The sequence below is a fragment of the Frondihabitans sp. GW821-FHT04F02 genome (assembly GCF_059420045.1).
Window position 1 is genome coordinate 265472 of sequence record NZ_JBWKSZ010000002.1, and the last position, 18765, is coordinate 284236.

At 70.6% G+C, this 18765-nt stretch carries 13 protein-coding genes; 7 read left to right on the plus strand and 6 right to left on the minus strand.

What is annotated here, in order from left to right:
* The first annotated feature begins 24 nt into the window (after positions 1–24).
* Positions 25–591 (plus strand): TetR/AcrR family transcriptional regulator, encoded by a 567-nt coding sequence (locus AC07TY_RS06455; protein WP_494784749.1) that lies wholly within the window; start codon positions 25–27, stop codon positions 589–591.
* A gap of 326 nt (positions 592–917) precedes the next feature.
* On the opposite strand, the gene coaBC is transcribed toward AC07TY_RS06455, so the two are convergent.
* Positions 918–2195: a bifunctional phosphopantothenoylcysteine decarboxylase/phosphopantothenate--cysteine ligase CoaBC gene (coaBC, locus tag AC07TY_RS06460; RefSeq protein WP_494784750.1), complete on the minus strand. Its 1278-nt coding sequence runs from the start codon at positions 2193–2195 to the stop codon at positions 918–920.
* A 44-nt stretch (positions 2196–2239) separates the two neighbouring features.
* Here coaBC and AC07TY_RS06465 point away from each other — a divergent pair, with 44 nt between their 5' ends.
* Positions 2240–2986 carry an NRDE family protein gene (locus tag AC07TY_RS06465; protein WP_494784751.1) on the plus strand — a complete coding sequence of 249 codons (747 nt, stop codon included), beginning with the start codon at positions 2240–2242 and terminating at the stop codon, positions 2984–2986.
* Positions 2987–3085: 99 nt separating this feature from the next.
* Here AC07TY_RS06465 and AC07TY_RS06470 read toward each other — a convergent pair whose 3' ends face one another.
* The 3 genes from AC07TY_RS06470 to AC07TY_RS06480 form a co-directional block, all read right to left on the minus strand.
* On the minus strand, positions 3086–3556 hold the full coding sequence (locus tag AC07TY_RS06470) for a hypothetical protein (RefSeq protein ID WP_148061160.1): 471 nt from the start codon (positions 3554–3556) through the stop codon (positions 3086–3088).
* 79 nt (positions 3557–3635) lie between these two features.
* Entirely contained in the window at positions 3636–4247 is a 612-nt protein-coding gene (locus AC07TY_RS06475; protein ID WP_488624742.1) for a nucleoside deaminase, read from the minus strand.
* Between the two features lie 142 nt (positions 4248–4389).
* A complete protein-coding gene (locus tag AC07TY_RS06480; protein ID WP_494784752.1) occupies positions 4390–5511 on the minus strand; it encodes a GAF domain-containing protein in 1122 nt (373 codons plus the stop codon).
* 424 nt (positions 5512–5935) lie between these two features.
* Here AC07TY_RS06480 and AC07TY_RS06485 point away from each other — a divergent pair, with 424 nt between their 5' ends.
* On the plus strand, positions 5936–6820 hold the full coding sequence (locus AC07TY_RS06485; RefSeq protein ID WP_494784753.1) for a helix-turn-helix transcriptional regulator: 885 nt from the start codon (positions 5936–5938) through the stop codon (positions 6818–6820).
* 56 nt (positions 6821–6876) lie between these two features.
* Here AC07TY_RS06485 and AC07TY_RS06490 read toward each other — a convergent pair whose 3' ends face one another.
* Together AC07TY_RS06490 and AC07TY_RS06495 are read right to left on the minus strand one after the other, a co-directional pair.
* Complete coding sequence (locus AC07TY_RS06490; RefSeq protein WP_494784754.1) at positions 6877–8313, minus strand: DHA2 family efflux MFS transporter permease subunit; 1437 nt, start codon at positions 8311–8313, stop codon at positions 6877–6879.
* Complete coding sequence (locus tag AC07TY_RS06495) at positions 8310–9341, minus strand: LacI family DNA-binding transcriptional regulator (RefSeq protein ID WP_494784755.1); 1032 nt, start codon at positions 9339–9341, stop codon at positions 8310–8312. Before AC07TY_RS06495 ends, AC07TY_RS06490 begins: the two co-directional genes overlap by 4 nt.
* A 231-nt stretch (positions 9342–9572) precedes the next feature.
* Here AC07TY_RS06495 and AC07TY_RS06500 point away from each other — a divergent pair, with 231 nt between their 5' ends.
* The 4 genes from AC07TY_RS06500 (at position 9573) to AC07TY_RS06515 (ending at position 18752) form a co-directional block, all read left to right on the plus strand.
* Positions 9573–15314: an Ig-like domain-containing protein gene (locus tag AC07TY_RS06500; protein ID WP_494784756.1), complete on the plus strand. Its 5742-nt coding sequence runs from the start codon at positions 9573–9575 to the stop codon at positions 15312–15314.
* Between the two features lie 285 nt (positions 15315–15599).
* Entirely contained in the window at positions 15600–16895 is a 1296-nt protein-coding gene (locus AC07TY_RS06505; protein WP_494784757.1) for an ABC transporter substrate-binding protein, read from the plus strand.
* Between the two features lie 88 nt (positions 16896–16983).
* The gene (locus tag AC07TY_RS06510; protein ID WP_123505530.1) at positions 16984–17922 is read left to right on the plus strand and encodes a carbohydrate ABC transporter permease; all 939 of its coding nucleotides are present in this window, start codon (positions 16984–16986) and stop codon (positions 17920–17922) included.
* On the plus strand, positions 17919–18752 hold the full coding sequence (locus AC07TY_RS06515; protein ID WP_123505529.1) for a carbohydrate ABC transporter permease: 834 nt from the start codon (positions 17919–17921) through the stop codon (positions 18750–18752). The genes AC07TY_RS06510 and AC07TY_RS06515 overlap by 4 nt, the downstream gene beginning before the upstream one ends.
* Positions 18753–18765 lie beyond the last annotated feature (13 nt).

Below are 18765 nucleotides of genomic sequence, written 5' to 3' on the forward strand. Positions count from 1 at the left end.
TGGCCGCGTGAGCCGGGTGGCCGCGTGAGCCGGCCGGGCACGTACGCCAAGGGGGCGGCGAAGCGGCTGGAGATCCTGGAGGCGGCACACGCGGTGCTCGCCAGGGAGGGGTACCGCAACTCGTCGCTGCGGTCGATCGCGCGAAGCCTCGGGATGGAGCCCGCGCACATCCTGTACTACTTCGGCAGCCGCGAGGAGCTGCTGCGCGAGGTGATCGAGCGGTGGGACGCCGACTCCCGACGCGCCCATGAGTCGCTCGACGCCCTCGACGGGTTCGCGGAGGCCGTACGGCGCAACGTCGGGATCCCGGGGATCGTGCACACCTACCTCACGTTCGCCGCGGAGGCCGTCGACCCGGCCCACCCCGCCCACCAGTACTTCATCGACCGGTTCGAGAGGACGCGGGCGGAGCTCAGCGCCGCGATCGCCGACGGACAGGTCGTCGGCACCCTCCGGGCCGCGCTCGACCCCGACCGCACGGCGCGGACGCTGATCGCCGTCTCGGACGGCCTGCAGCTCCAGGCGCTCGTCGACCCGGGCGTCGATGCGGTCGCCGACATGGCGGCGGCGATGGCCGACCTGCGGGTCTAGGCGGCGCCGCGCCGCGTCTGCCGCGGCGCGCGGGGCCACCGTGTGCCCGCAGTGTCGGGGTGGTGGCCCCGCCGGATCGGGTCGTGCCCGCCGTTGTGTCGGCGGGGTTGTGCCGAACCGGCGGGGCGTGGGAGGCGCCCGCAGGATCGGCCTGGCCCCGCCGGGCCGGCGTGTGCCCGCGGTGTCGGGGTGGTGGGCCCGCCGGATCGGGTCGTGCCCGCCGTTGTGTCGGCGGGATTGTGCCGAATCGGCGGGGTTGTGCCAACGCCCGCCGGAACGGCTCGGGCCCGCCGAAACGGCACGGGCGCCACGCCGCGAGCCGGCGTCTAGGCCGACGGCGAGGGCTCCCCGGCCCCGCCGACCCCGGCCCCGCCGCCACCCCGCACCCGCACCACCTCGTCGAGCACCGCGTCCGCGACCGCGCGCTTCGACCCCGCCGACTCGGCCACGACCGAGCCCGCGCCGTCGAGCACGACGACGGTGTTGTCGTCCGACCCGAAGCCGGCCGCCCATCCGACGAGGTTGACCACCAGCAGGTCGGCGCCCTTGCGGGTCGCCTTCGTGCGGCCGAGCTCGAGCAGCTCGTCGCGGGTGGGGGCGGTCTCGGCCGCGAATCCGACGACGGTCTGCCCCGGACGGCGTGCCGCGGCGAGCCCGGCCAGGATGTCGGGGTTCTTCACGAGGCGAAGGGTGAGGTCGTCGCCCTCGGCGTCCTTCTTGATCTTCGTCTCCGACACGCTTGCCGGGCGGTAGTCGGCGACGGCCGCGGCCATCACCACGACGTCGGCGATCTCGGCCGCGCTCTCGACGGCGAGAGCCATCTCGGAGGCGGTGGTCACGTCGATCACAACAAGGCCCGCGACGTCGACCTCGCCCGCCAGGTGCGCGGCGACGAGCGTCACCTGGGCGCCGCGCGCGAGGGCGGCCCGGGCGAAGGCCACGCCCTGCTTGCCGCTCGACCGGTTCCCGAGAAACCGCACCGGGTCGAGCGGCTCGCGCGTGCCCCCGGCCGAGACGACGACGCGCAGGCCGTCGAGGTCGCGGGCCGGTACCGCCGGCGCAGCGGATGCCTCGAGCACCCCCAGCGCCGCCGCGACGATCTCGTCCGGCTCGCTCATGCGGCCCTCGCCGACGTCGGTGCCGGTCAGAGCGCCGCTCCCGGGCCCCACCACGACGACGCCCCGCTCGCGCAGTGTCGCCACGTTGGCCCTGGTCGCCGGATTCGACCACATCTCGGTGTGCATGGCCGGCGCCACGACGAGCGGCGCCCGCGAGGCCAGCACGGTCGTGCCGAGGAGGTCGTCGGCGAGGCCGGCGGCGAGCTTGGCCAGGGAGTTCGCGGTCGCAGGGGCGACGACGATCAGGTCGGCGGCCTGGCCGAGCGCGACGTGGCGGACAGCGGCGACGTCGTCGTAGAGCGAGGCGGTGACCGAGTTCCTGCTGATCGCCTCCCAGGTCGGAAGCCCGACGAAGCGCAGCGCCGCCTCGGTCGGGACGACGTGCACGTCGTGGCCGGCCTTGACGAGCAGGCGCACGACGCCGACGGCCTTGTAGGCGGCGATGCCTCCGGTGATCCCCACCACGATGGTCTTGCTGTCGGTCATGACCGTCTCACCTTCGTCGAAGCGCACACCTCTATCCTGTCCGAGTGTGCACCGTCGTCATCGGGTTCGATCCCGCGGCCGCCTGGCCGGTCGTGCTGCTGGGGCTTCGCGATGAAGAGGCGTCTCGCGCGTGGGATCCTCCCGGCCCCTGGTGGCCGCACCTCGGCGACGGGATCGTCGGCGTCCACGACCGCGAGGCGGGCGGCGCCTGGCTTGCCGTCAACGAGTCGACCTCGCGCGCATCCGTGGTGCTGAACCGGCACGAGCCGGTGCCCGTCCCGTTCGGCGGCTACGTCTCGCGCGGCGTGCTGCCGCTCGAGTCGGTGACCACGGGGGCGCAGGAACTCCGCGACCCCGACGCCGACCTCCCCACGACGCGCGCCTTCAACCTCGTCGATCTCGCCCCCGACTCCGTCTCCTTCACCCGGTGGGACGGCGCCCGCGTCGAACGGCACGACCTCGGGCCCGGCGTGCACATGATCACGCACGAGGGCCCGGATGTGCCGTCGGTGGCCCGCGAGCACCGGTGGCTGCCGGAGTTCCGCGCCGCTGCCCGCCCCGACGGACCCGCCGCCGAGCCGACGTGGGAGCCGTGGCTCGACGTGCTGCGGGCCAGCGCCGTGCTCGCGCCGACCGACGACGAGGCGCTCTTCCGCCGCGACGAGGCCGAAGGGCACGTCTACGAGTCGCTGTCGGTCACGGCGCTCGCCGTGCGTCCGGGGGAGGCGTCGCTGCGTCACGCGCGCCTTGCCAGCCCCGGCCATCTCGCCGAGACGCTCGCCTGGCGCTAGACCGTCGCGAGTTGCCCACATCTGGGCGAACGCGCCGCCGGTCTCCCCCGATCGGGGACTCTCGCGCGTGCGAGATCGAGGCCGACGGCGCCAGCCGGTCTACGCGCAGCGCACGGCGGCGAGGCCGGCCAGCGAGAGCACGTTGACGGTGACGGCGGCGCTGGTGGCGGTCCAGTTCGACGACAGGTTCGTGCGCACGCGGATCGGCTGGTTCAGACCGAGGGCGAGGAGGCCGCCGCCGGCGAGGACGACCGTGCGGGTGGCTCCGGGGACGGTGGTGGTTCCTGCGCCCACGAGCACGTCGAAGCCCGTCGGCGTCGCGCCGCTGTACGTCCACGAGATGGTGACCGTGCTGCCGTCGGCGTTGTTCGTGCAGGTGACACCCGTGGCGGCAGTCGCGGTGGCGGTGCTGAAGGTGCCGGTCGCGGCCCCGGAGTCGCTGAAGGCGGCCTGCGTGTCGACCAGGCCGTGGCCCGTCACGCCGAGCGTCACCGCGACTCCGAGGGCGAGCGCGACGATGGCCAGGCGCACGCCCGCTGGGCGCCCCCGGTGTCGCGTGCTTTCGGACATCGCCGACTCCTGATCCGTGGCCGTGCGCTGGTGAGGCGCGGGCCGTGACCTCCATTGTCACCGGATCGGGCGGAAACCTCTAGCCTTCGTCGCTCTGACCCCGGGCGTTGTAGACGAGCACGCCGCCTGCGTCGACGGCCTCCCGGTACGCCCGGAACACCGCCAGCGCCTCGTCGCGGAGCACGTTCTGCGTCACCGTGATGCCCCGCGACTCGAACTCCTCGGCCCAGTCGGCGGTCAGGGGGCCCTCGTCGAACGTCGAGATCTCCTCGAGCTCGGGGCCGGATCCGGCGACGAACAGCGACGTGATGCCCGACCACATGGCCGAGCCGTAGCACTGGATGCACGGGCGCCAGTTGACGACCAGCTCGTGCTCGGGGAGGCCGGAGCCGCCGAGATCCCACGACCCGAGCGCCTTCTGCGCGAGGCCGAGCGCCATTCCCTCCGCGTGCGCCGAGCTGATGCCGCTCGCCAGCACGACGTTGACGCCCACCGACACCAGCCGACCCGATTCGCGCTCCACCACGATCGCTGCGAACGGCCCGCCGTTGCCGCGCCTCCAGTTCTCGTCCGCGAGCGCGTTGACGAGGCCCATCCGCTCCTCGGGCGACGGCAGGAACTCGGGTACGTCGGCCACGGCGTCGTCGATCCAGTGCGGCAGGGCGAGGGTGAACTCGGATTCGATGGGCATGGCGCGAGCGTAGCCACCGCATGTTTCGGGGTCGTGTCAGGCCGACCTCGGCGGCGACGCGATCCTGCGCCAGCTCGGCGCGAGCGTGTTCCGCTGACGCCGGTCAGGGCCTCGGTCTCGGGTCAGCTTTCTCCGTGCTGGGCTAGAGGTGGCGTCCGGTGCGGGACTCCTTCAGCGTCGCGTTCAACTGCGTGGTCAAGATGTCGGCCAGGCCTTGCAAGATCTCGACCTCCTGGTCGCTCCAGTGGCGGGGTTCGTGATCGATGGCGCAGAGCGCTCCCACCGCGTGCCCTTCCGTGGTGATGAGAGGTATCCCGGCGTAGGCCGCCCAGTTGCTCTCCGAGACCGAGGGGCTGCTCTGAACGAGAGGGTGTCTTGCGGCGTCGTCGATGACGAGGGGCTGCCGGGAGGTGATGGCGTACTGGCAGTAGGAGTGCTGCAGGGGTGCGTGTCCTTGCGCGGCCCAGGGCTCGGGGACGCCGATCTGACTGGCGTAGACCTGCCTGTCGTTCTCGATCAGGGTCACCATGGACACCGGGGCGCCGAGCATGTCCGAGGTCAGCTTCGTGAATCGGTCCAGGTCGACGTTGCCGGCCGTGTCCCGGCGGAGCGATGCGACCGCGGCGAGCCGCTCGCTGTCGCCCAGCACCGAATTGGGGGCTCCGGTCAGAGAACCCCTCGTCAACCCCAGCTGAGTACTGACGGCGTTTCGCAACATGACGTCCGTCACCGGTCCGGTGACGACCCGGGTTGCGCCGGCCCGGTCGGCGGCGACTGCGGCTGCGGGAGTGTTGGCGATGACGAAGACAGGGATGTCGGCGGTGTCGGGCAAGGAGAACAGTCGTCCGACCAGTGCGAGCCCGAACGGGTGGGTCATGGAGTGGCCCAGGACGACGAGGTCCGGTTGCGCCTTCACGATGGCAGTGGTGGCTTCGAAGGGGCCGTCTCCCACCATCACCTCGAACCCGTACGGCAGCAGCGCCTGGATGGCGTCCCGCCGGGTACTCGCGTCGCTGTCCACGAGGAACACCCGGCCGCGTGACTTGTCCAGAGGCGGGAGGCCTGGCGCGGATGCTGAGGTCAGCGTTGACGACATCACGAACAACTTTCTCTGGGTGAGGCTTCGAAGCGTCGAAGCGTCGAAGCGTCGAAGCGTCGAAGCGTCGAAGCGTCGGGGCTTCGGGGCGAAGCGGGTGTGACCCGGTAAGCCAGCATCTCCTGGCAGGCTCCGAACGGTCACACCCCGAGTGGGGGCCGTGGTCATTCGAACCCCGCTCCAGCTAGATGATCTAAGGGAATCGGAATACCGGCCCCCCTCGGTTTGGGGATAACCACCAGAGGCGTCTCTGCGAGAACCGGCTGAGAGCACACCGGACGGTAGCGAGCTCGACCATCAGTCACGGCCCTTGATTGAGGCAGGGCAGCGGGTCAGGCGGACCCCGAACGTGTCTTTGGCCAGGGCGGCGAGGTGGGCGAGGGGGCGGGGTGGCTTTGACCCGAATCAATGCCGCCCCGCCTGGAGTCGGACCGTGGGGTACAACTCCCGCCGGGAGAGACCCTCAACCAGCGTGGCTGAGACGGTAACCGGACTCTCGCGCGGGTGCCCGATATCTCTGTCGTCGCCGAGACAACGCAGAGGGTACCGCCAGAGCCTCCCATCGGAGCGCAAAGCGCCGTACCGTCGATGCATGGACATCACGACGGAGATCCGCGAGTTCCTGGTCACCCGCCGGGCGCGCATCACACCCGAGCAGGCGGGGCTGCCCGTGTTCCAGGGCCACCGCCGAGTGCCGGGCCTGCGCCGCGAAGAGGTCGCGATGCTCGCGGGCGTCAGCGTCGACTACTACGTGCGGCTGGAGCGCGGCCACCTCAGCGGCGTCTCGGAGGGCGTGCTCGAGGCGCTCTCGCGCGCCCTGCAGCTCGACGACGTCGAGCGCATGCACCTGTTCGACCTCGCCCGCACGGCGAACGCCTCCGTCGGAACCCGGCGACCTGCGACGTCGAACCGCATCCGGCCGAGCGTGCAGCGGCTGCTCGACGCGATCGGCGCGCCGGCCTGGGTGCGCAACAACCGCACCGACTTCCTGGCGTCGAACGTGATGGGCCGGGCGCTCTACTCGCAGATCTTCTTCGACCCCGCGCGGCAGGCCAACTCGACCCGCTTCGCCTTCCTCGACCCGCGCGCCGTCGACTTCTGGCCCGACTGGGACCGCATCGCGAGCGACAGCGTCGCCACGCTGCGTCAGGAGGCCGGGCGCAACCCGTTCGACAAGGGGCTCACCGACCTCATCGGCGAGCTGTCGACGCGCAGCGAGGAGTTCCGCGTGCGCTGGGCGGCTCACGACGTGCACCAGCACCGAGCCGGCATCAAGCGGATGAACCACCCCGTCGTCGGCGAGATGGAGCTGACGTACGAGGCCATGGAGCTGCGGCAGGATCCCGGCCTCACCCTCCTCACCTACACGGCCGAGCCCGACACCGTGTCGGCCGACCGCCTCCGGCTCCTCGAGTCGTGGGCCGCGTCCGAAGACGTCGCAGCCCGCGCCGTCGCGGCCGTCGAGCCTGCCTCCTGACACCGGTTTCGCCGGCGGACTCCGGCGATCGTCGGTGTCCGCGCGCCAAAGCGGTGTCACCGAGCGCGGTGTACCCAGCGCGCGGCGGGCGCCCGGCGCAGCCGCCAGAACGCCAGCACGGCCGCGAGCCCGGCCCCGATGACGGCGACCCAGAGCACGCCGCTCGACGCCGACGCCTGATCGGCGAGCGACGTGGCGCCGGTCAGCACCAGCGCCATGCTGACCGCCCCGGCGCCCGCCGACTGCGCGATCGTGCGATTGATGTTGAGCATCCCCGCGGCCGGGCCCGACATCCGGGGCGTGGCGGCGTCCATCATGTCGCGGTTGTTCGGCGCCTGGAACACGGCGAACCCGAAGCCGGTGAAGGCCGTGCAGAGCAGCACCTGCCAGATCGGCGGGTGGTCGCCGAGCAGCGCCAGCGAGAGCAGCCCGAGGGTGAAGAGCGCGAGCCCGATGGTGGCCATCAGCGTGGGCGAGAAGGAGTCGGCCACGCGGCCGGCGATGGGCGCGACGATCACGATCACGAGCGGCCACGGCGTGAACAGCAGCGCCGATTCGAGCGGGGTCGCGTGGTACGCCGTCTGGAAGAGGAAGGGCAGGGCCACGAACGCGACGCCCTGGCCGAAGAACGACCAGAAGGCGGCGAGGACCGCGAGCACGAAGCGGCCCGAGAACATCGAGGGCGGCAGCACCGGGGCGACGGCGCGCTTCTCGTGCCGCAGGAAGAGCGTCGCGAAACCAGCGCATCCGGCGAGCAGGACGCCGGCGAGCCAGACGGTGGAGTCGTCGGCGAGCTGGTGGACGCCGAGCAGGAAGCACGCGATGGCGGAGCCGCCGGTCAGGGCGCCGACGAGGTCGAACGCGCTGCGGGCAGGCGGCGTGTGCGGCAGGGCCACGAGCACGAGCACGCTCGCCAGGGCGCCGATGGGCACGTTGATCAAGAACAGCCACGGCCACGACAGGTTGGCCAGGATCACGCCGCCGAGCGCGGGGCCCGCCGAGATGCCGAGCGCGACGATCATCGCGTTCAGGCCCAGGATCGACCCCAGCCGCGCCGGCGGAAAGAGCTGGCGGTAGGTGGGGATCACCACGGCGAACAGGAGCGACGCGGCCGCGCCCTGCAGCACGCGGCTCGCCACGAGCGCCTCCAGCGACGGCGACAGCGCGCAGAAGAGCGACGCCAGGGTGAAGACCGGCGTGCCGATCAGGAACAGGCGCTTGCGGCCGAGCTGGTCGGCGAGGCCGATCGCGAGCGGCAGGCAGCAGGCGACGGCGAGCAGGAACGCCGTGGCCACCCACACGGCGTCGCCGGCGGTGACGTGCAGATCGCCGGCGAGCTGCGGCAGGGCGACGTTCACGATCGACGCGTCGATGTTGGCCATCAGCATCGAGAGCAGGAGGCCGACGAGTGCGACGGTGCGCCGGGCGGCGCCGATCTCGAACGTGCCCGAGACGCCGCCGACGACGGGGATCGGCGTGGTCGAGGTGCTCACAGCGCGGCCTCCGCGGAGACGAGGGCGCGGCAGCTGCCGCGGTCGATGAACTCGGCGGGCAGGTCGACGACGCGCGGGGCCGTGGGAGCCGTGCCGCGGAGGCGGCCGACGACGAGCTCGACCGAGTGGAACGCGAGCTGGTCGAGCGGCTGGCGCACGGTGGACAGCGGGGGGTCGAGCAGTTCCAGCCACGGATTGTCGTCGAACGCGATGACAGAGAGGTCGGCAGGAACTCGAGTGCGCAGCTGCCTCAGCCGCAGCAGCGCACTCTGCACCTGCGCGGTGTTCGCCACGATGAGGGCTGTGGGTGGGGCGTCCAGGCCGAGCAGATCGCTGACGGCATCCGCTCCTCCCGTGCCGCGGTAGGGCACATGCCGCAGCAGCTCGGCGTCGACCGGGACGCCGGCGGCGCGGAGTGCGTCGACGTGGCCGTCCTGCCGCTGGCGGCCGGCGGACGTGTGCCCGGGGCCCGAGATCATGCCGATGCGCCGGTGACCGAGGTCGAGGAGCCGGCGGGTGGCGGTCGCCGCGGCCTCGGCGTTGCGGATGCTGACGCTGTCGGCGCCGTCGACCTCGTCGACGGTGCGACTGACGAAGACGAGCTCGATGCCGCGGTCGGCGAGCTTGCGCCACTGCTCGGGGTTCTCGCCGGTGGGGGCCGCGATGACGCCGCCGACGGAGCGGTCGAGGAGGGAGGTCAGCAGATCGGCCTCGAGGTAGGGGTCTTCCTGGGTCGTCATCAGGACGACCTGGATGTCGTGCGCGCGGGCCTCGGTGGCGATGCGGTCGGCGAGCCGGGCGAAGAACGGGTTCGTCAGGTCGGGCACGAGGAGCGCGACCGACGAGGCGAGGGAGCGGTTCAGGTCGCGGGCGGCGGCCCGCGGGCGGTACGACAGCGCCTCCATTGCGTCTACGACCCGCTGCCGGGTCTCGGGGGCGACGGGCCCGCCGTTCAGGACGCGGGAGACGACCGAGACGGAGACGCCGGCGTCGCGGGCGACGTCGCGGATGGTGGCGGGCTTGATCACCTGTCGATGGTACAAAAATGGAACCGGTACCACAATGCGGCAGGTGTCGAACAGGGGGTGGCCGACGGGTGGCACCCCCGCCGGGGGCACCCGCTTTAGGGGATATGCACTGGGGTACAGGCACCGGAGGATCGTCACAGCCCCGCTCGCGTCGAGGATCAGCCGCCGCGATCGGAGAAGCGGTCCCCACCACCGCGAACGATCTGCCATCCCACGTCTCGAGGACTCCGAATGCCCGAACACGCCGCCCGCCTCCCCCTCTCGAAGCGGCTGCTGAAGCCCGCCGCGATCGCCGCTGTCATCCTGCTCGGCGCTCTCGGCATGACCGAGGGGCAGACCAGCGCCGCCAAGGCCGCCGCCCTGCTCTCCTGCGATCAGAACACCGTCTACGCGATCACGGGCTCGAACGGCACCGTGCAGGGGATCAACGTGTCGAACGGCTCGACGACCGCCCTGCCGAGCTTCGGCACGGCGAACAACGCCCTCGCTATCGCCCCGAACGGCACGGCCGCCTATGCGACTGTCAATCAGGCCGCCGCTAATACCGCCGGGGCCATCACCAAGTACGACGCGGCCACGGGGAACGTCACGACAGAATCGCCCGTCAGCATCCCCGGCAACACCTTCCGCGGAGCGATCAACCCGCTGAACAGCTACTACTACTACGCGCAGGGCGGCGTCTCGGACCCTGCCGTCTACGCCTACGACACCATCAACAAGACCCCCATCGGGCTCGTGGGCCACCTGCCCGCGGTGACCGCAGGCAACGGCGACTTCGCGTTCTCGACCACCGGACAGCTGTACCTCGCGGCTGGAGCGCAGGTGCTCCGGGTCGACACGGCCATCCCCACGACCGCCGGCAACGTCTCCCTCGCCACCAGCCAGGTCACCGCGCTCCCGTCGGGCACGAACAGCCCGGGCATCGCCTTCTCGACCAGCGGGTACCTGTACGTCGCGAGCGGTACGAGCCTCCTCAAGATCGACCCGAGCTCCGGCGCCAACATGGGCACCGTCGCCATCGCGGGCAACATCCAGCCCAGCGACCTCGCGTCGTGCAACTACGCCGACAGCGTCTCGGCGAAGGCGTCCGTGAACGAGCGCTGGCAGTCGACCGACCAGTTCGGCCTCGAGGTCGACGGCGACGGCCTGCTCTACGGCAACACCGCGACGACCTCCGGCACCGCCACCGGCCTCCAGAAGGCCATCGCCGGCGCCTCGCTCGTCGTCGCCGGCCAGACCTACACGGCGAAGGAGACGGCCAAGGGCACGACCGATCTCGCGAACTACGACACGAGCTACGTCTGCACGACCAAGACCGTCGACGGCACCACCACGCAGACCCAGCCCACCCAGGGCACCTCCGCGTCGATCACCCTCGCCGCGAACTCGGCCGACGCCGACGTCTCGTGCGTCTTCACCAACACGCTCAAGGCCGTCCACTCCGTGGCCGTCGCCGACAGCTTCCACACGCCCACCGGCACGACCCTGACCGTCCCGGCCGCCGGCGTGCTCGCCAACGACACCGTCGGCACCGGCAACACCGTCGCGGTCTCGTCGCAGCCCTCGAACGGCAGCCTGACCTTCGACACGGCGACCGGCGCCTTCACGTACGTGCCCGCCGACGGCTTCGCGGGTACCGACACGTTCACCTACACCGACACGGACTCCTCGGGCACGGCCTCGACGGCCACCGTCACGATCGTCGTCGGACCCACCGCCGTCGACGACTCGGCCACGATCGGGGCTGACGACACCCTCGCCGTCGACTCCGACCACGGCGTGCTCGCGAACGACAAGGGCACCGGCCTCACCGCGGTCAAGGCCTCGGATCCGAGCCACGGCTCTGTCACCGTGAACCCCGACGGCTCGTACACGTACGAGCCGACCGCGAACTTCTCGGGTCAGGACTCCTTCACCTACACGGTCACCGACTCCGGCACCGACTCGGCGACCGGCACGGTCACCATCACCGTCACCCCGAAGGCCGTCGCCGACACCCTCCCCTCGACGACGATCAACCAGACCGCCGAGATCCCGGCCTCGACCCTCACGGGCAACGACCGCGGTACCGGACTGACGATCACCGCCGTCGGCCCGGCCGCGACCGGAACCGTCTCGCTCTCGTCGGACGGCTCGAGCATCACCTACGTGCCGAAGCCCCGCACCTCCGGAATCGACACCTTCACCTACACGGTCACCGACGCCTCGGGCACGACCAGCACGGCGACCGAGACCATCCGCATCGCCCCGACCGCGGCCGACGACACGCTGCCGTCGACCCCGGCCGGCGCACCCGAGACCATCACGAGCGCCACCCTGCTCGGCAACGACCGCGGCACCGGCCTCAGCGTCACCGGCGTGAGCTCGGCCTCCAACGGCACCGTCGCCCTGTCGACGGACGGCACCGAGGTCGTCTTCACTCCCGCCGACGGGTTCTCGGGCCCGGCCCAGTTCACCTACGAGGTCACCGACTCCTCCGGCGGAACGGCGACCGCCGTCGGCCGCCTGACCGTCGAGCCCGAGGTCGGCGCGAACGCCATGACCGCCGTCTCGGGCCAGGAGCTCAGCGTCTCCAAAGAAGACGGGGTGCTCTCCGACTCGTCCGGCAGCGGTCTCCAGGCGTCCCTCGAGACCGGGCCGCGGCACGGCGACCTGACCCTGAACACGGACGGGTCGTACACGTACACGTCCGATCCTGCGTTCTCGGGCACGGACACCTTCACCTACACGGTGACGGACAGCTCGAACGGCACCACGACGGGCACCGTGACCATCACGGTCGTGCCGTCGGCGAAGGACGACACTGTCACGCCGACCGACGCGGGCGTCACGGAGAGGATCGCGGCCGCCGACCTGACCGGCAACGACTCCGGCTCGACCCTGACGGTCGCCGGGATCACGCAGGGCCAGCACGGCCGCGTGACGCTGAACAGCGACGGCACCGTCTCGTACCGCCCCCACACCGGCTGGTCGGGCACCGACACGTTCACCTACACGCTCACCGACGGCTCCACCGTCTCGGAACCCGCCACCGTGACCATCGCCACGACGCCGGTCGCCGTCGACGACACGGTGCCGAACGCCACGGTCGGCACCGACTCGGTGATCCCCGCGGCCGACCTCACCACGAACGACAAGGGCACCGGCCTCACCATCACCAGCGTCCAGAACCCGTCGCTCGGCTCCGTCTCGCTGGACTCCGACGGCGACGTCGTCTACTCGCCGACCCCCGGGTTTTCCGGCATCTACACGTTCGACTACACGGTGACCGACGGCTCCGGCCAGAAGTCGACCGCGACGGCGACCATCACCGTCGCCCCGTCGGCCGGGCCGCTGACGGCGACCCCGACGGCCGGGACCACCGACACGGTCGCAGCCGACGACGGCCTCCTGTCGCAGGCCGACGGCTCCGGACTCTCGGTGGCGATCGCCAGCCAGCCCGACAACGGCACGGTCACGCTCGTCGGCACCGACGGCGGCTACACGTACGTGCCGGCCCCCGGCTACTCGGGCCCCGACTCGTTCACCTACACGGTGACCGACGGAAGCGGCACGTCGACCACCGGAACGGTGACCGTCACGGTGCTCCCCAAGGCCGTCGACGACACGGCGACCGCTCTCTCGGGCGTCGACACCACCATCACGACCGCGTCGCTAACCGGCAACGACAAGGGCACCGATCTGAAGGTCACCGGCGTCACGCAGCCGACCGGAGGCGCCGTCGTCGACACTGGCGACGGCGCGCTCACCTTCACGGCCGACCCGACCTTCTCGGGCACGACCACCTTCACCTACACCGTCTCCGACCCCACCGGCGGAACCGCGACGGCCACCGTCACGGTCCAGGTCGCCCCCGTGGCCAAGGCCGACTCGGGCACCACGCCGGCCGGCACGAAGCTGACGGTCGCCAAGGCCGACGGCCTCCTCGCGAACGACTCCGGCGCGGGTCTCACCGCCGCGCTGGCCACGTCCGCCGCGCACGGCACGGCCGCCGTCGCCTCCGACGGCAGCTGGACCTACCAGCCGACCGGCTCGTTCTCGGGTACCGACTCCTTCACCTACTCGGCGACGGACTCCTCGGGCACGATCCGCACGGCGACCGTCAAGGTCACGGTCACCCCGAAGGCGGTCGCCGACGCCTACACGACCGCTGCCGGAGTACCGGTCCACCGCGACGCGAAGGGCGTCCTCGCCAACGACATCGGATCGACCCTGACCGTCACCGGCGTCGCCACGACGACCTCCGCCGGCTCGGTCGTGACCACCCCCGCGGGCGGCACCGTCACCATCAAGGCCGACGGCACGTTCGACTACACGCCGGCCGCCGGGTTCTCGGGAGCCGACACCTTCCCCTACGCGATCACCGACGGCTCGCACCAGACCGTCGCCGCGAACGTGGTGGTCACGGTGACTCCGGTCGCCGTCGACGACGCATTCGAGACGGGCGCAGGAACTCCGCTGGCCATCGGCGCGACCGACCTCACCGGCGACGACCTCGGCACCCACCTGGCCGTCACCGCCACCGGGACTCCGAAGCACGGCACCCTGGTCCCGGCGACGAGCGGCTTCACCTACACGCCTGCCGACGGCTTCTCAGGCACCGACTCCTTCACCTACACGGTGACCGACTCGTCGGGCCAGGCGGCGACGGCGACGGCTCGCATCCTCGTGGGCGTCCGCGCAGCCGACTACGCCACGGGCACAGACGCCGGCACCTCGGTGAAGAAGAGCGCCCAGAACGGCCTGCTGAAAGACGACTCGGGCACGAAGCTCGTCGCCACGCTCGACCAGGCGCCGACGCACGGCACCGTCACGGTCGACCCCGACGGCGCGTACGTCTACGTCCCCGCCCGGGGCTTCTCGGGCACCGACTCCTTCACCTACACGGTGACGGACGACTCCGGCCAGGTCCGGACGGGCGTCGTGACCATCACCGTCACGCCCCTCGCCGCCCCGAACTCCGAGAAGACGAAGGCCGGCAGGCAGCTGGTCGTCGGCGGCAGCAGGGGAATCCTCGGCAACGACTCGGGCTCCGGCCTGGTCGTGACCGGAGTCACCACCCCGTCGCACGGCGGAACCGCCGTCATCAGCGGCGCGGGCGTCCTGACCTACACGCCGGCCACCGGGTTCTCGGGCACCGAGACGTTCGACTACACGGTCACCGACACGTCCGGCCAGACGGCCACGACGACCGTCACGGTCACCGTCCTGCCGAACGCCGCCGCCGACTCGGGTGCGACGACGATGGGCCGCAGGCTCGCCGTCACCGCGGCCGTGGGGCTGCTGTCGGACGACCTCGGGACCGGCCTCACCGCCGCCCTGAAGTCGGCGCCGCACCACGGCACGGTCGCCGTTCGCCCCGATGGCTCGTACACGTACGTGCCGAAGGCGGGCTTCACCGGCGTCGACACGTTCACGTACACGGCGACCGACGCCAGCGGCCACTCGACGACGGCCACGGCGACCATCACCGTCGCCCCCGGTGCCAGCGCAGCGGATGACGCGATCACCGGCAAGCCGAACCACGCGGTCACGGTGAACCTGCTGGCGAACGACAACCCGACCTCGGGGGCGACCTTCGACCCGTCGTCGATCGGCCTTCTCGACCCGGCCACCGGCCACGTCGTCCAGTCGATCGAGATCGCCGGCAAGGGCACCTTCCGGGTGGTCGACAGCACGGTCACCTTCGCGCCGGAGCACAACTTCCACGGCGAGGCGCAGATCCGCTACCGCGTCGCCGACTCCGACGGCGTCTACGTCTCGGCCGTCATCCGCGTGACCTACCCGACGGTCGTCGCCGCGGCGATCAGCGGCTCGGCCGGAGCCGTCGCCTCGTCGCTCGCCTTCACCGGCTCGACCGGCACCGGACTCACCCTGACGGTGGGAGCCGCCGCGATGCTGCTGGGCCTCGGCCTGATCGCGGCTCGTCGCCTCCGCCGCCCGGCTCCGGGGCCGCGCCGCACCGGGGTCTAGCCTCCGCCACCCACGATCGGGACTCGCCACCACAGGCTTCTGTGGTGGGGAGTCCCGATCGTGCGTTTAACCGGGCGACGCGGTCGCACATCGCTTTCGTAAATCGTTACACAAAACCATTGACGGGCCTGTGAGTGCGATGCGACTATCGACACGCACCAAAATTGATTCGTTTCAAAACGTGTCTCTCCGCTCGTCGCATCCCGCCGGCGAGCCTCTTACAAGGAGGTAAGAATGTTTCGACGTACCCAGAAGGGCGCGGCTCCCCGAGTCGCTTCCCGAGCGGTGAAGGCAGCAGGACTGGGCGGCGCCGCCGTCCTCCTGCTCTCGCTCACCGCGTGCTCGGCCGGCGGCGGCGGCGGATCGAGCGATGGCCCGGTCACCATCACGTTCCTCACCGACAACGCTCCCGCCAGCAGCACGTCGGGCCAGGCGCTCATCAAGGCCTTCGAGAAGGACAACCCGAAGATCACGGTCAAGCTCGACTCGCGCCCGCAGGGCACCGACGGCGACAACCTCATCAAGACGCGCCTGTCGACCGGCGAGATGGCCGACGTCTTCACCTACAACTCCGGCTCGCTCTTCCAGGCGCTGCACCCCGACAACACGCTCGCCGACCTCTCGGACCAGAGCTGGGTGAAAGACCTCACGCCCGAGTTCAAGACGACGGTCAGCACGTCCAAGGCCACGTACGGCGCCCCCTTCGGCACCTCGTTCGGCGGCGCGGTCATGTACAACAAGGCCGTGTACAAGAAGCTCGGCCTCGACGTCCCGCAGGACTGGGCGACGTTCATGAGCAACAGCGACAAGATCAAGGCCGCCGGCATCACCCCGATCATCCAGACCTACGGCGACACCTGGACCAGCCAGCTGTTCGTGCTCGGCGACTTCGCCAACGTGACCTCGCAGCAGGAGGACTGGGCCAGCCAGTACACGAAGAACAAGGAGCGCTACGTCGACCAGCCGGCGTTCGCGTCGTTCCAGCACCAGCAGGAGGTCTACGACAAGGGCTACCTGAACAAGGACTTCGCCTCGGCCACCCAGGTCGCCGGACTCAAGATGCTCGCCACCGGCGAGGGCGCCCAGTACCCGATGCTGACCAACGCCATCGCGACGATCCAGCAGAACAACCCGGACGACGTGAACGACATCGGCGTCTTCGCGCTGCCGGCGCAGAACGCCTCCGACACCAAGATGACCATCTGGGAGCCGGGCGGGGCCTACATCCCGAAGACGACGGAGGGCGGCAAGCTCGCCGCCGCGAAGAAGTTCGTGGCGTTCATGAACTCGTCGGCCGGCTGCGAGATCCAGAACACGACGATCGCACCGTCAGGGCCCTACGCGACCAGCGCCTGCACGCTCCCGAGCGACGTGGCGCCCGTCATCACCGACCTCCAGAAGTACGTGGATGACAAGAAGGTGGCCCTCGCTCTCGAGTTCCTGAGCCCCATCAAAGGACCGAACCTCGAGAAGATCACGGTCCAGGTCGGCTCCGGCATCAGCTCGGCGGCGACCGGCGCCAAGCTGTACGACGCCGACGTGAAGCAGCAGGCGCAGCAGCTGGGCGAGCCCGGCTGGTGACCCGCCGCTAGAGAACCGACCCCGCGCGGGCGGCGGCGACCCCGCCGCCCGCGCACCCCCGCTTGTGCACCACCGCAAAGGAGCGCTGATGACCGCAACACTGACCACGCCGGCTGCGCCGCCGACACCGACGACCACGCGCCCGCCCCGCGGGCGGAAGCGGGGCCTCAGCACGGGCCGCACGTACCCCTCGTGGTTCTACATCCCGGCGACGGCCCTCTACGTGGTGCTGTTCGCCGTCCCGACGTTCGCGTCGTTCTACTTCGCCCTCACGCGCTGGACCCTGTTCGACATCACGTTCATCGGGTTCCAGAACTTCGTGCAGTTCTTCCAGGACCCCCAGCTGACCCAGGGCTTCATCCACACGTTCGAGTACGGCTTCGTCACCAGCGCCGCCAAGGTCGTGATCGGGCTGGCACTAGCGCTCCTGCTCACCTCCCCGGTGCTCGGCCGCGGCTACCTCCGGGCCGTCGTGTTCTTCCCGGTGCTCGTGTCGACCATCGGCATCGGCATCACGTTCAAGGCGCTGCTCGACCCGTTCCACGGCATCGTCAACAGCGTGCTCGGCACCCTGGGCCTGCCCCAGCCCGGCTGGCTCACCGACCCGGCCCTCGCGCTCTGGTCGGTCGCCGCGGTCGACGTCTGGAAGGGCGTCGGCATCGCCACCCTGATCTTCATCGCCGGAATCGTGGCGATCCCCCAGGAGTACGTCGAGGCCGCGAAGGTCGACGGCGCCAGCGCCTGGCAGGTGTTCAAGTCGGTCACGCTGCCGCTGTCGCGCCCGGCGATGGGCACGGTCATCATCCTGTCGCTGATCGGCGGCCTGCGGTCGTTCGACCTGATCTGGGCCATGACCGGCGGTGGTCCCGGCTTCACCTCCGACGTCATCGCGTCGGTCATCTACAAGCAGTACCAGTCCGGGTTCTACGGGCTGTCGACAGCGGGCAACGTCGTGCTCTTCGTGGTCGTGACGGCGATCATGATCCCGGTGTCGCGGCTGCTGAACCGAGGGGAGAAGGAGTCATGAGACGCGCACGCATCCAGAAGTGGACGGTCGGAACCATCGCGATCGTCGTGTCGTTCGTGGTCTTCCTCGTGCCGTTCGCCTTCGTGGTGCTCCAGGCGGCGAAAGACCCCGCCGAGGCCGCCGACCTGTCGTTCTCGCTGCCGACGAACTGGCAGATCTGGCAGAACCTCACCGCTGTGCTGCAGTCGAACGACGGCGTCGTCGTGCGCTCGTTCATCAACAGCGGCATCCTCACCGTGTTCAGCGTCGCGCTCATGGTCGTCGTCGCCGCGATGGTGGGCTACGTCCTGCAGCGCAAGCCGTCGCGGATGAACGGCGTCATCAACTTCTTCGTGCTGGCCGGCCTCATCGTGCCGCCCGCGGTCGTCCCGACCATCTGGGTGATGCAGGGCCTCGGCATCTTCAAGACGCTGCCCGGCATGATCCTGATCGAGGCGACATTCGGGCTCTCGTTCTGCATCCTGCTGTTCCGGGCCTTCGTCGCGACGATCCCGCGCGAGCTCGACGAGGCGGCCGTGCTCGACGGCTCCGGGCCGATCCGGCTGTTCTTCTCGGTCGTGCTGCCGCTGCTCAAGCCGGTCGTCATCACGGTGATCCTGGTGCAGTCGGTCGCGGTGTTCAACGACTTCGCGGGCCCCCTGTACTTCCTGCCGGGAGCTGACAATTCGACGGTCCAGCTGACGCTCTACAACTTCCAGAGCCAGACTCTGAGCCAGTACAACCTCCTCTTCATGGACGTGCTGCTGATCACCATCCCGCCGCTCATCCTCTACATCTTCTTCAACCGCCAGATCGTCGCCGGCATGACCTCCGGCGCAGTGAAGGGCTGACCCGTGACCCCTC